11 protein-coding genes are annotated in these 12,883 nt (G+C 54.2%); 10 read left to right on the top strand and 1 reads right to left on the bottom strand.

The features are described from left to right. Positions 1-63 precede the first annotated feature (63 nt). The 10 genes from GY634_RS00485 to GY634_RS00445 are packed head-to-tail and all read left to right on the top strand — an operon-like array spanning position 64 to position 11,222. Positions 64-1,005, top strand: a complete 942-nt coding sequence (locus GY634_RS00485) for a DUF6963 family protein (RefSeq protein ID WP_166406626.1) — start codon at positions 64-66, stop codon at positions 1,003-1,005. Then, positions 1,002-1,655 carry a TetR/AcrR family transcriptional regulator gene (locus GY634_RS00480; protein WP_341352801.1) on the top strand — a complete coding sequence of 218 codons (654 nt, stop codon included), beginning with the start codon at positions 1,002-1,004 and terminating at the stop codon, positions 1,653-1,655. Before GY634_RS00485 ends, GY634_RS00480 begins: the two co-directional genes overlap by 4 nt. A gap of 45 nt (positions 1,656-1,700) precedes the next feature. Beyond that, positions 1,701-2,330, top strand: a complete 630-nt coding sequence (locus tag GY634_RS17130) for a thiamine pyrophosphate-binding protein (RefSeq protein ID WP_207625417.1) — start codon at positions 1,701-1,703, stop codon at positions 2,328-2,330. Beyond that, complete coding sequence (locus GY634_RS17125) at positions 2,324-3,373, top strand: thiamine pyrophosphate-dependent enzyme (protein ID WP_207625415.1); 1,050 nt, start codon at positions 2,324-2,326, stop codon at positions 3,371-3,373. The genes GY634_RS17130 and GY634_RS17125 overlap by 7 nt, the downstream gene beginning before the upstream one ends. Further along, on the top strand, positions 3,370-4,620 hold the full coding sequence (locus tag GY634_RS00470) for a D-amino acid dehydrogenase (protein WP_166406625.1): 1,251 nt from the start codon (positions 3,370-3,372) through the stop codon (positions 4,618-4,620). Before GY634_RS17125 ends, GY634_RS00470 begins: the two co-directional genes overlap by 4 nt. Before the next feature lie 60 nt (positions 4,621-4,680). Then, positions 4,681-6,273: an ABC transporter substrate-binding protein gene (locus tag GY634_RS00465; RefSeq protein WP_166406624.1), complete on the top strand. Its 1,593-nt coding sequence runs from the start codon at positions 4,681-4,683 to the stop codon at positions 6,271-6,273. A gap of 10 nt (positions 6,274-6,283) precedes the next feature. Next, on the top strand, positions 6,284-7,222 hold the full coding sequence (locus GY634_RS00460) for an ABC transporter permease (protein ID WP_166406623.1): 939 nt from the start codon (positions 6,284-6,286) through the stop codon (positions 7,220-7,222). An 11-nt stretch (positions 7,223-7,233) separates the two neighbouring features. Next, positions 7,234-8,079 carry an ABC transporter permease gene (locus GY634_RS00455; RefSeq protein WP_166406622.1) on the top strand — a complete coding sequence of 282 codons (846 nt, stop codon included), beginning with the start codon at positions 7,234-7,236 and terminating at the stop codon, positions 8,077-8,079. Further along, positions 8,076-9,740: an ABC transporter ATP-binding protein gene (locus GY634_RS00450; protein WP_166406621.1), complete on the top strand. Its 1,665-nt coding sequence runs from the start codon at positions 8,076-8,078 to the stop codon at positions 9,738-9,740. Before GY634_RS00455 ends, GY634_RS00450 begins: the two co-directional genes overlap by 4 nt. Positions 9,741-9,761: 21 nt before the next feature. Further along, positions 9,762-11,222, top strand: coding sequence for an N-acyl-D-amino-acid deacylase family protein (locus GY634_RS00445; RefSeq protein ID WP_166406620.1), 1,461 nt, complete (start codon positions 9,762-9,764; stop codon positions 11,220-11,222). A 54-nt stretch (positions 11,223-11,276) separates the two neighbouring features. Here GY634_RS00445 and GY634_RS00440 read toward each other — a convergent pair whose 3' ends face one another. Beyond that, on the bottom strand, positions 11,277-12,860 hold the full coding sequence (locus GY634_RS00440; RefSeq protein ID WP_166406619.1) for an ABC transporter substrate-binding protein: 1,584 nt from the start codon (positions 12,858-12,860) through the stop codon (positions 11,277-11,279). Between the last annotated feature and the right edge of the window lie 23 nt (positions 12,861-12,883).

The raw sequence follows: 12,883 nt of genomic DNA, 5'->3' as shown, positions 1-12,883 counted from the left end.
GGCTATCCAAGCAGTGCTAGCATTTAAATGTGACCAGATGGTCACTAGTATTGGAGCCTACGCATGACGATTGGTATTGCCGTCACAGGAAAACACGCCGTAGTGCACGCCTTGCGTGTGCTACGGTGTACCGAAATTTTAGGCAGTGGCGCTATTGGCGGCTTTGCTGTTTTGGCCGTCATGGCTGAAGACGGCACGGTGCACTACAGCCAAACCCAAGATGGCGGCAGCCATGCTTTGGACGTGGATCCCGCATGGTTGCAGTGTGAACGTGCTGCCCTGATTTCCAGCGGTCCTCATAGGCCCGAACCCCTGCAGCAATTTTTACCCAGCCTACCCGGCGTTGCCCTCATGACGGGGCATAGACTACCCAATCGCCCTACACCACAAGGCCTGCCTGTAAACCAATTAGCTTTGCAAGCCTTACAGCGCAGCCGCTCGGCAGAACAAGCCGTGCAGGACACCGTTACGGCGTACCCTGAATACGATGCCGGGCTCATGGCCGTAACCGTAGACGGCCAGATTGCTTATGCCAATACCGCACGTGTTACACGCCGCCCTGACGTACACCATGGCGAACAGCAGCACCCAGACCGTCATGTCGCCGTGATGCTGAACTCCATTTATTTCGCACCGCACCTTGCACCACACATCGCCACCTTGCTGTGCGATGTGGCATGGCCAGAACCAATGCCCACCAGCCAGACCGGTGCCATGTTGCTGACGGTACCGGATCAATGCCCCATCTTGCCTGCCGCGCATGACCAGATAGTAGTGAACCCCATTACCGCCACCGTGCAATGCATTTACACTGCAGATCCCTTCGTGCAGCACGCTGAAGGCCGCTGTGTCGCCATTCAAGGTGGTTGTGCCGCGGTCACGACAGATGGTCAGGTATTGGGTTCCTGTTTACACGACCTGTTAGGACACAAACAGGGTGACCACCTGCAGCGCCTGCTGCCGCAACACCCCCCTTTGTCTTTGATCATAGGAGCACACGTATGACCCTGACCCGTCGTCAACAGACCGAACAAAAAATCATGCAGGCGCTGGAAGACCAAATCTGCGAAACCGGCATGATGGGCGTAGGCGTTAATGCTATTGCTAAGCGCGCAGGCGTTAGCAAAGAACTGATCTACCGCTACTTCAACGGCTTACCCGGTCTGATGCTGCAATGGATGCAAACCCAGGATTTCTGGACAGGTAAGTCGTCCATGCTGTTGGATGACAAAGCCGAAACGCGCAGCCCCCAGCAATTAATTCTGACCATGCTAAATGCACAGATCAACGCCTTGGCCAGCAACGACGCCCTAAAAGAAATTCGACGCTGGGAGCTGATAGAACGCAACGATGTGAGCGCTCAACTGGCCACACGACGCGAGAAAGCCGCCCGCACCTTTATCGATGCACTGACCTCGGTAAACGACGACGATGATGCCGACATTGCGGCCATGGTGGGCATCATGCTGGCGGGCGTGCTGTACCTGTCGCTACGTTCTAAAACCGAAACCCATTTCTTAGGTGTACCGCTACGCACCGAAGAGGGCTGGGATCGTATCCAAAATGCGCTGATTCAACTGAGCGCCAGCCTACCTGAACCGCTAAAAGAACAGTCTTTAGAAAGCTTACGTAAGCAATCTGCTGACCCCTCTTAGCCTGCGCAACGCTTACATAATTTATAACGAAACGAGACAAACATCATGACCATTCGTGCTGCCGATTTATTGGTGGAGTGCTTGATCGCGCATCGCGTGAAACGCGTGTATTGCGTGCCCGGCGAAAGCTATCTTAGCGTGCTAGACAGCCTGCATGACCAGCCATCTGTAGACGTGGTGACCTGCCGCCATGAAGGCGGTGCAGGCTTCATGGCGCTAGGGCACGCAAGGCTCACCGGTACACCCGGCGTACTCATGGTTAGTCGTGGCCCAGGTTGCATGAATGCGGCCATCGCCATTCACTCCGCCCAACAAGACGCCTGCCCTTTGGTGGTCTTGGTTGGCCAAGCAGAACGCGAGAACTTGCAGCGTGAAGCCTTCCAACACATACACTATGAACGCATGTTTAGTGACATGGCGAAGTGGGTGGTGGAAGTAGAACATGCCAACCAACTAGCCGATGTACTGTGCACTGCTTTTTATTTGGCACAAAGCGGCACACCTGGTCCGGTGGTGATTTCCTTACCGGAAGACATGCTAGAAGACCACTGCCCAAACACCGGCATCTTCCCTCGTCATAGCCAACCCAGCACCATCAGCAACCACGACAGCAGTGCCATTGTGCAGGCCATTGCGCACGCTGAACGCCCCTTAATTATCGCGGGGGATTGCTGAAAAGTGCGGCGGGTAAACAAGCACTGTTGGCATTTGCAGAGCGCTTTTCTATTCCTGTGGCGACCTCGGTGCGCCATGCTGACCTGATTCCTAACGACCATCCGCTGTTTGCTGGGCACTTGGTTTATGGCTTACCGGCAGCCCTAAAGGAGTCCGTGACCCGCAGTGATTTAATTCTAGCGATTGGCACCCGTTTGGGCGACGTCACCAGCCAGTCTTTTCACTTTCCTGCTGCCCCACAAGCCGCGCAAACCTTGGTACACATTTGGCCTGACAGCACCGTGGTCAGCCGCTATAGGCAAACAGACATTGCTGTAGCAGCCGACCCCGTTGCCAGCCTACACACCTTGAATAACGCCAACGTGCCCGCAGTGCCCGCTGCACGACATGACTGGATTCGTTCTGTGCACCACACCACTGTGGCACTGCGCGACTGGAAACCCATGCCCGACCAAGCCGATGGCGTGGTGTTTGGCAACATCATGGTACAGGCCGATGCCTTGTTACCCGAAGACGCCATTATCTGTTTAGACGCGGGTAACTTTGGCGGCTGGGTGCAACGCCAACTGCGCTTTAGCCCTACACGACAACTCATAGGCCCATCCTCTGGTGCCATGGGCTATGGCGTACCATCGGCCGTGGCCTGCTCACTGGCAGAGCCCTCGCGACCCGTTGTGTGTTTTGTGGGGGATGGCGGCTTCATGATGACGGGTACAGAGCTGGCTACCGCTGCACAATACGGTGCCACACCCATCGTGATCATTTCTGATAATGCCTGCTTTGGCACCATACGCATGCATCAGGAAAAGCATTTTCCGCATCGCCCCAGTGCCACCGCCTTGCATAACCCCGACTTTGCCCAACTTGCCGCAGCGTGCGGTGCACAAACTTTCACGGTGCAACATAGTGATGAGTTCGCCCCCGCTTTAACCACCGCCTTACACAGCAAAAAAATGTGCGTGATTGTGGTGCGTACCAGCCTGAACTACATCTCTCCTAATGCAACAATTGCTGCGCTGCAGCAATCAGGAGGTGCTGCATGAAAAAAATCGCTGTAATCGGTGCAGGTATAGTGGGCTTAGCCACGGCGTATGAACTACGCCGTCAGGGCATAGAAGTCAGCGTGTACGATGCCGATGCCAAGCCCGGCCAAGGCACCAGCAAAGCCAATGGTGCACAGTTAAGCTATAGCTTTGTCACCCCCTTAGCCACCCCTGATGTACTGCGATCGCTGCACAAATTATTGCTAGATAGAAACGGCGCACTACGGTTGCATCCCAGCTTTAGTCTGTCGCAATGGAGCTGGCTACTGTCTTTCTTAAAAGCCTGCTCTGCCAGCCAAAGCCAACGTGGTGCTGAAAACTTACTGCAATTAGGCAAGCTTAGCCATCGCACGCTAGACCAACTACAACGCGAGCAGCCCGTAGAGTTTGCACATAATCGCCATGGCAAATTACAGGTGTTTGAGAACGCTGAAAGCTTTGCTGCCGCCCGCGATGCACAAGGCAGTTTCCTAGGCCGCCATGGTGTAGAACAACGTGTATTTAGCGCCGCCCAAACCGTAGAACAAGAACCCAGTTTGGCTCCCATTGCACACCGCATTCAAGGTGGATTGTTTACCCCCAGCGAAGAGGCTGGCGACTGTGAACAACTGTGCATTGCCCTGCAAGAACGTCTGCAAAACATGGGGGTGAATTTTCACTTCAACACCCCCATTACGCGCTTAGAGCGCCATGGCGACAGCATCACCGCCTTTAGCGCTCACACCGCACTAGAGGCCGACACCATCATCCTAGCCAACGGCACAGGCGCACAAAAACTAGCACGTCCCTTGGGACTCAATTTGGGTATTTACCCACTGCGGGGCTATTCGCTCACCATACCCGTCAACGAGCACAGCGGCGCTCCACAAGCCAGTGTCAGCGACATACGCAATAAAGTGGTGTATGCCCGCATTGGCGACAAGTTACGGGTGGCCGGCATGATTGATATAGGGGTGAATAACCCATCCGCTATTGCTGCCCGTCTACACACACTACGCCAACAAGTACGCGAGTTTTTCCCTGCACTCACCCCCACCGGAGACATAGAGGAATGGACAGGCGAGCGCCCATCACGCCCCACCAGTACCCCAATCATCGGTGCCAGCCCCTTTAACAACTTGTTCCTTAATGTAGGGCACGGCGCATTGGGCTTCACCTTAGCCTTTGGCTCTGCCCGCTTATTAACCGACATACTGCAATCGCCCAGTAATAAACAGCCGTTGTTAGCGCCACTTTTCAGTCTGTAATACCGCCACAATCGCTGCACCATAAAACACAACAATACCTACCTGACTCAGGAGACAAACATGGCACGTCACTTACTTGCCCCGCTATCGCGCACCACGTTGGCCGGCTTGCTGCTGGCTAGCACCTGCGTTGCGCCCCTTGCTGCACAGGCCGAAACCACCGTTACCGCGGTCATGCATGCAGGCCTGCGGGTAATGGACCCCGTATTCAGTACCTCGTTTCTGACACGTGATCATGGCTACATGATTTACGACACACTGCTAGGCACAGACGATCAATTTCGCATCCAACCCCAAATGGCCGACTGGAGCGTCAGCGACGACGGCAAAACCTACACGTTCACCCTGCGAGATGGCTTGAAATGGCACGATGGCACAGCCGTCACCCCAGCCGATTGCATTGCCTCTATTAAGCGATGGATGAGCGTGGACGGCACCGGTCAGGTGTTGCAAACCTTGGTGGAAGACATGTCGGCGGTAGATGCCAACAGCTTCTCGGTACGCCTGCAAGAACCCACCGGGCTACTGCTATCGGGCTTGGCGAAACTGAGTTCTAGACCTGCGTTTATGATGCCCGAGCGCATTGCTAACACCCCTGGCTCAGAGGCCATTACGGAATTTGTAGGCTCTGGCCCCTTCAAGTTTATGGCCGAGCAGTTCCGCCCTGGCGTCAAAGTGGTCTACACCAAAAACACCGACTACCAACCACGCTCAGAACCTGCCAGCTGGACAGCCGGTGGCAAAGTCGTGAATGTGGATAAAGTAGAGTGGGTCACCATGCCAGACGCCATCACTGGCGTGAACGCATTGCTACAAGGCGAGATTGATTTCATGCAGCAAATTCCATTGGATCTGCTGCCTTTGCTGCAAAACAATGAAGAGGTCAAACTCGACACCATCGACGAGTTGGGTAACTGGACGTACTTCCGCTTTAACCACTTGCACGCCCCCTTTAACGACCCCAAAGTGCGTGAAGCCGCCATGTTGGCTATAGACCAGCAACAGGTGCTCAATGCGCTTATTGGCAACCCCGACTATTACCGCACCTGCGCCACCACACTGGGCTGCGGCAACCCGTTTGAAAGCGACTACCGCCACGACGACGTAGTCAAACCGCAAATAGAAAAAGCCCAAGCCTTGCTTAAAGCGTCCAGCTACAACGGTGAGCCGGTGGTCATTCTGCACCCCACCGACATGGCTACCGTATCGCCACAGCCCGTAGTCATTGCAGACGCGCTGCGCAAAGCGGGTTTCACCGTACAGTTGAAATCCATGGATTGGCAAAGCGTGGTCATGCAACAAGGCAATCAGTCGGATGCCGCCAATGGTGGTTGGAATATTTTTTCTACCTACGCCACCTTAGCGTCTAGCGGCGACCCTTTTGGTAACACCACCTTAAATGCCAGCGGCAAACAAGCGTGGGCAGGGTGGCCTGATGTGCCCGAAATCGAAGCCTTGCGTAAGCAATTTGCACTGACTACAGACGACGCCGAGCGCAAAGCCATTGCGCTGAAAATCAATGAGCTGGCGATTGACCAAGGAGTAGTCATCCCCTTAGGGCAATTCACCATTCCATCGGCCTACAGCCAAACGTTGCACAACGTGCCGCATTCCCCCGTCACGGTATTTTGGTCGTTGAGCAAGTCCAACTAGGAGGCCACGCATGCTTGTCTACATTGCTAGGCGCCTGATCACCACCATACCGGTGGTGATCATGGTGGCCATCGTGATCTTTGCCTTGTTACGGCTTACTGGCGACCCGGCTGCAGTCATTGCCGGTGACGATGCCTCGCCCGCCCAATTGGCAGCGATTCGCGCACAAATGGGCCTAGACCGTCCCATCACCACCCAGTTTTTCGACTGGGCTGGTAACTTGTTGCACGGTGATTTGGGTACGTCGCTCTTGTCTGGCACCGCGGTTACCACCCTGATTGCTGACCGCATGGGCCCCACCATTGCCTTAGCCATCAGCACCATGAGTTTCACCTTGTTGATCGCTATCCCCATTGGCTTGATTGCCGCATGGCGACATGGCCGTGCCACCGACAGGTTTGTCATGATTTTGTCGGTATTGGGTTTCTCTATTCCCACTTTTGTGGTGGGTTACCTGCTGATCTACCTGTTTTCGCTGCAATTAGGGTGGTTTCCAGTACAAGGTTACAAAGACTTAAGCCAAGGCTTTTATGCGTTCGCCCAGCGTTTAGTGTTACCTACCATCGCACTCAGCACCGTGTATGTCGCACTGATCGCCCGTATCACCCGCAGTAGCGTGATTGAAGTGATGAACGAAGACTTCATCCGTACAGCACGCGCCAAAGGGGTAAAAGAAAGCGCTGTATTTTTACGCCATGCCTTGCGCAATGCGGCGGTACCTATCGTCACCATTGTGGGCATTGGCGCTGCCGCGTTAATTGGCGGTGTGGTAGTCACCGAATCGGTCTTTAACATTCCCGGCTTAGGTAGGTTGGTCGTAGAAGCGGTACAAGCACGCGACTACCCCATTATTCAAGGGGTGATTCTGCTGTTCTCGCTTACCTACATCTTCATCAACTTGGTTATAGACGTGCTCTACACCGTCTTTGACCCTCGAATCACCTATTGAGGGAGTCTGTTATGCAACCCTATTCTCTCTGGCGTGGCCTGCTTTCTAGGCTGTTGTCACCGGCGGCATTTTTAGCCTGCACTATTGTGATCCTTGTGATTGCGATGGCCGTACTTGCCCCCATCATTAGCACCACCGACCCTATACAAATCAACCCTGCCTCACGTTTATCACCCATTAGCGCAGAACACTGGTTGGGCAGCGATGCGTTTGGCCGCGACATGTATTCTCGTGTGGTGTACGGTGCCCAAGTGTCTATGGTCGTCGGGCTAGGTGCCGCACTTTTTAGCCTAACTTTGGGCTTATTTATTGGTGTGCTGGCCGGTTATTTCCCGCTGTTTGATGCCATCATCATGCGTGTTATGGATGGCATTATGGCGATTCCCAGCATCTTGCTGGCCATTGCGTTGGTATCGCTTACCGGCAGCAGTTTGCTGACGGTATTAGTGGCCATTGTGATCCCAGAAATTCCCCGCGTTGTGCGACTGGTGCGCAGTGTAATTTTGTCTATACGCACAGAGCCCTACGTAGAAGCTGCTATCACTTTGGGGTCACGTATCCCAAAAATCATCGTGACCCACATTATTCCTAATACCTGGGCTCCACTGATTGTGCAGGGCACCTACATCTTTGCATCGGCCATTTTGATTGAGTCCACTTTAAGCTTTCTAGGGGCCGGTTTGCCGCCCGAAATTCCATCGTGGGGCAACATCATGGCAGATGGCCGCATGTTCTTCCAACTTTACCCTGGCTTGGTGCTGTATCCCGGTATTTTGCTGGCCCTCACGTTATTGAGTGTCAACGTATTGGGCGATGTGCTGCGTGACGAACTGGACCCAAGGATGATCAAACGATGACGCAAACCTTTTCAACGACGCAGAGTGACCAGCCCGTGCTGCAGGTACAAGACCTGTGGGTACGCATCGCCAATAGCAAAGAAGGGCAGCACGCCATTTCTAGCATTTCGCTGGATATACACCCCGGTGAAACCGTCTGCCTAGTAGGCGAATCGGGCTCGGGTAAATCGGTGACTTCGCTCGCCACCATGGGCTTGCTTCCTAAAGCCGAGCTGCAGGCCACTCAAGGCCGTATTTTGTTGGATGGCGAAAACCTGCTGGACGCCTCACCCAGCCGCATACGCACCTTGCGCGCCTCCAAAATGGCCATGATATTCCAAGAGCCCATGACCGCGCTCAACCCAGTAGAACGCGTAGGCCCGCAGGTGGAAGAGGTGCTCAAAGTGCACGGTGTGCGTAACCCCAGCGAGCGTAAAAAACAGGTGCTGGCAATGTTCGAGGCGGTGCATTTACCTAACCCCGATAAAATTTATCGTGCCTACCCACACCAGTTATCAGGCGGACAGCGCCAACGCATTGTGATCAGCATGGCACTGATCTTAAAGCCTCGTCTGCTCATTGCCGACGAGCCCACCACGGCCTTAGACGTCACCACCCAAAAGCAGATTCTGGCCCTCATACGCGAACTGCAAGAGCAACAAAATACGGCTGTACTGTTCATCACTCACGATTTTGGGGTAGTAGCCGAAATTGCCGACCGCATTGTGGTGATGAATCGTGGTGCCATGGTAGAAACAGGTACCCGAGACACCATTTTACGTGCCCCCACTCAAGACTACACGCGCCTGTTGGTGTCATCCGTGCCAAGCTTAGTGCCACCCGCACCGCGCGATATTACGCCTGCCCCCATTTTGCAGGTGTCTGAACTGAATAAAACCTATGAAGAACGCGTGCTGTTTTCGGCCAGCCGCAAGGTAGTGGCTGCCAACAACGTGTCTTTTACCCTGAACAAAGGCGAAATTATCGGCATTGTGGGGGAGTCCGGCTCAGGTAAGTCGTCGGTGGCACGCTGCATTATGCGACTGATTAAACCCTCGTCAGGGCAAGTCGCCTTAGGCGACGCCGACCTAGCCACCGCCACTGGCGAAGAGCTACGCCAATTACGCCAACGCATACAAATCGTCTTCCAAGACCCCTACCGTTCCCTTAACCCGCGCTTGCGCATACACGATGCCCTGTTAGAAGGCATGCAGAACTATGGGTTAAGCGCCAGTGAATGTGAAAAGCGTATTGATACTTTGCTGGAATGGATAGGCATGGATCGCAGTGTGCTAAGCCGTTATCCACACCAGTTTTCAGGCGGGCAGCGCCAACGCTTATGTATTGCCCGTGCCTTGGTATTGGAGCCCGATATTCTGGTGGCCGACGAAGCCGTATCCGCACTAGACGTCTCCGTACAAGCGCAAGTGTTAAAGCTGTTAGACGAGCTGCGCCAGCGCATAGGCATTGCCGTGCTGTTTATCACCCATGATCTACGCGTCGCCGCGCAAATTTGCGACCAAATTATTGTGATGCAGCGAGGCACCGTCGTCGAGGCCGGGCCTACCGAACAAGTGCTGGTCAACCCCCAACACGACTACACCCGTTCGCTGATTGACGCCGCCCCCGGACGCCATTGGGATTTCCAACATTTCCGCCCCCTTGAGGCCGCCATTCACTGATCAACGTACACGAGAAAGACTATGGCCAAACATGCCCACATTCTGATTCAACACGCCGAGGTGGCCGATGGCACAGGTGCCCCTAGGTTTGATGCCGACATTGCCATCATCGATGACCGCATCGCCTTTGTAGGGGACTGCAGCCACTGGACGGCCGATCAGCGCATTGATGCCCGTGGCTTGGTAGTATCGCCCGGCTTTATAGACACCCACACGCATGACGACCGCTTACTGCTGTCCAGTAACAGCATGGAGCCTAAAGTTAGCCAAGGGGTCACCACGGTGATTACCGGCAACTGCGGTATTTCGCTAGCCCCTACACCGCAACGCCTACAAGCCCCCATCACACCACCTTTAGATTTGCTGGATGGGGAAGGGGACTGGTTCACACACCCCACCTTCCAAAGCTACGTAGACGCCCTGCAGCAACAACCCGCCGCCACCAATTGTGCCCCTTTAGTGGGCCACACCACGCTGCGCATTGTAGCCATGTCAGCCTTGGACCGACCTGCCACCGCCGACGAACTCACCCGCATGAAAGCCTTGTTGCGTGAAGCTATGCAAGCTGGTGCCATTGGTTTATCCACAGGCTTGGCTTACGACCCTGCCATTGCCGCCTCGACTGAGGAAGTGATTGAACTGGCTAAAGTTGCTGCTGAATTTGGTGGGGTGTATTGCACCCATTTGCGTGACGAATCGGACCACGTCATGGACGCACTAGAAGAGGCTTTCCGCATTGGTCGTGAAGCCAACTTACCCGTCGTGATCTCGCACCATAAAGTCGCGGGTAAAAACAACTTCGGACGCTCTACGGAAACCCTAGAACGCATACGCCAACAAATGGGAGTGCAAGACATTTGCCTAGACTGCTACCCCTATGCTGCGTCTTCTACCGTGCTGTCAGTAAAACATGCCTCATCCGCGTTGAAGGTGCTGGTGACATGGTCTAAATCGTGCCCTGACATGGCCGGTCGCGACTTAGCGGACATACAAAAAGAATGGCAGTGCAGCCTAGAAGAAGCCGTAGGCAGGCTGCAACCTGCAGGGGCTATTTACCACCGCATGGACGATGCCGACGTATCGCGTATTTTGGCGTTTGACGACACCATGATTGGTTCAGATGGCTTACCGCATGATGCCGTCCCGCATCCACGCTTATGGGGCAGTTTTCCCCGTGTGCTGGGCCATTACTCACGCGAGCGTGGCTTATTCAGCTTTGAAAAAGCCATTCATAAAATGACGGGCTTAAGCGCCCAAAAATTTGGATTACGAGATCGTGGATTTATACGTGATGGCGCCTACGCCGATTTGGTCATACTACATGCAGACACCGTTGCGGAAGCCTCCAGTTTCGCTAGGCCCATCGCCCCAGCCATTGGTATAGAAACGGTATTGGTGAACGGCAAAATAGTATGGAATGCAGGGCAAACTACGGATGCCCGTCCCGGGCATGTGCTGTCTCGCGAAGCCGTAACCCCTTAACTGCGGCGCACTACCTGCCCGCACGACCTTGCGCAGGGCAGGTAGTACATCGCATCACTGCTTTTTCACCCCCCAAAACGCCGTAATAGGTGCTTCAGGCAGGTCGCTTAATGCCGTACTGTACGCCGCTGGTGTACGGAACTGGCCCAGCGGCACAATCACCCCTTCATCCAAAACGATTTCTTGGATCTTCGCGGCAATGGCCTGCTTTTCTTCCTTGCTAAGCGCCTTGGCATACTGCACACGCAGCGCTTCAATTTCAGGCACATCCGGCCAGCCAAACCACGCTTTATCGCCATTGGCGGCAATGGTGGTGTTCGCAAACGGGTCTACTGCGGCCGCAATAATACCGTAGGTGGAAAAAATCCCCCAGCCACCGTCTTTAGGCGCTTTATTGTTAGCACGTCTGGATACCACCGACTGCCAATCCATAGACTGCATGTCTACGGTAAACCCTGCATTACGCAACGCTGCCGCAATCACCACTGGCTGCGCTGCAGCCATCACATGATCAGTAGGGTGCAGCAATACCACTGGCGTGCCATCGTAGTTAGCCTCGGCCAGCAATGCTTTGGCTTTTTCTATGTTGCCAGGCACGATCATGTCTGCGCCGCTATAGCTGGCATTGGGCGTACCACACCCAAACGGCGATGGGCAGGTGGAATAGTAATCGGGGTTACCCACCAAGGCTTTCATCACGTCTTCTTGGCTGACGGCATACATTGCCGCTTGCCGCACCAGCTTGTTATCAAAAGGCGGATACAAGTGATTCATACGGTAGTAACTCCAGTTACCCAGCGGATCAATCACTTTGGTGACTAGGTCGCTATTGTTCTGTACTAGCGGCAGCAAATCGTAAGGGTAGTGTTCTATGTAGTCCACCTCACCATTTAACAGTGCATTCGCAGCCGTCATGGCGTCTGGCATGCTGACCCATTCCACCTTATCCACATTCACCACTTTACCGCCTGACGTCCAATCGCTAGGCTCACTGCGGGGCAGATAATCGGTGTTTTTCTCGTACACCACTTTCACGCCAGGGCGAAACTCCTCTGCCACAAACTTAAAGGGGCCAGAACCAATCATTTCAGACACAGCTTTATCTGCCGAGGCCTCCACAATGCGTTTGGGCATCATAAAAGCAGGACGCGAACTGATTTTGGCTAAGCTATCCAGCAACAAGCTAGTAGGCTCGTTTAGCTGCACGTCAAACACCTGATCATCGACGATGTTATAGCCCGCCAGAAAGTCTTTAATCACAGGGCCGGTATTGTCATTGTCTAACCAACGCTGAATGGATGCCACACAATCTTCAGACGTTACCGGCGTGCCATCGTGCCATTTCAAGCCATCACGTAAGGTGAATCTATACACCTTGCCATCGTCCAACACTTCCCAGCTCGCCATTTGTGGCTGCACCGTGAAATCGGAATCCATGCCCACCAAAGTGTCATAGATCATGTATCCGTGCTCTCGGGTAATAAATGCGGTGCTTTGTATGGGGTCCATCATACGTAAGCCAGAATGCATCACGGCGGTAATGGTTTGCGCCATGGCAGGAGCCGCAGCCACCAGCACCGAGCCAGATACTACGGCTTGCAAGACTCGCTTAAGCCTGCAGGATTGCAATCGCTTCATCGTTGTCTACCTCACTGTTTTTT

Origin of the sequence: Paenalcaligenes suwonensis, from assembly GCF_011290505.1 — a bacterium.
GTDB lineage: Bacteria > Pseudomonadota > Gammaproteobacteria > Burkholderiales > Burkholderiaceae_B > Paenalcaligenes > Paenalcaligenes suwonensis.
This window is presented reverse-complemented; position numbering and strand designations above follow the sequence as displayed.

Coding starts and splice junctions, on each gene's coding strand:
- GY634_RS00440 (WP_166406619.1), bottom strand. CDS start 12,860: ATGAAGCGATTGCAATCCTGCAGGCTTAAGCGAGTCTTGCAAGCCGTA.
- GY634_RS00460 (WP_166406623.1), top strand. CDS start 6,284: ATGCTTGTCTACATTGCTAGGCGCCTGATCACCACCATACCGGTGGTG.
- GY634_RS17130 (WP_207625417.1), top strand. CDS start 1,701: ATGACCATTCGTGCTGCCGATTTATTGGTGGAGTGCTTGATCGCGCAT.
- GY634_RS00450 (WP_166406621.1), top strand. CDS start 8,076: ATGACGCAAACCTTTTCAACGACGCAGAGTGACCAGCCCGTGCTGCAG.
- GY634_RS00470 (WP_166406625.1), top strand. CDS start 3,370: ATGAAAAAAATCGCTGTAATCGGTGCAGGTATAGTGGGCTTAGCCACG.
- GY634_RS00465 (WP_166406624.1), top strand. CDS start 4,681: ATGGCACGTCACTTACTTGCCCCGCTATCGCGCACCACGTTGGCCGGC.
- GY634_RS00480 (WP_341352801.1), top strand. CDS start 1,002: ATGACCCTGACCCGTCGTCAACAGACCGAACAAAAAATCATGCAGGCG.
- GY634_RS00485 (WP_166406626.1), top strand. CDS start 64: ATGACGATTGGTATTGCCGTCACAGGAAAACACGCCGTAGTGCACGCC.
- GY634_RS00455 (WP_166406622.1), top strand. CDS start 7,234: ATGCAACCCTATTCTCTCTGGCGTGGCCTGCTTTCTAGGCTGTTGTCA.
- GY634_RS00445 (WP_166406620.1), top strand. CDS start 9,762: ATGGCCAAACATGCCCACATTCTGATTCAACACGCCGAGGTGGCCGAT.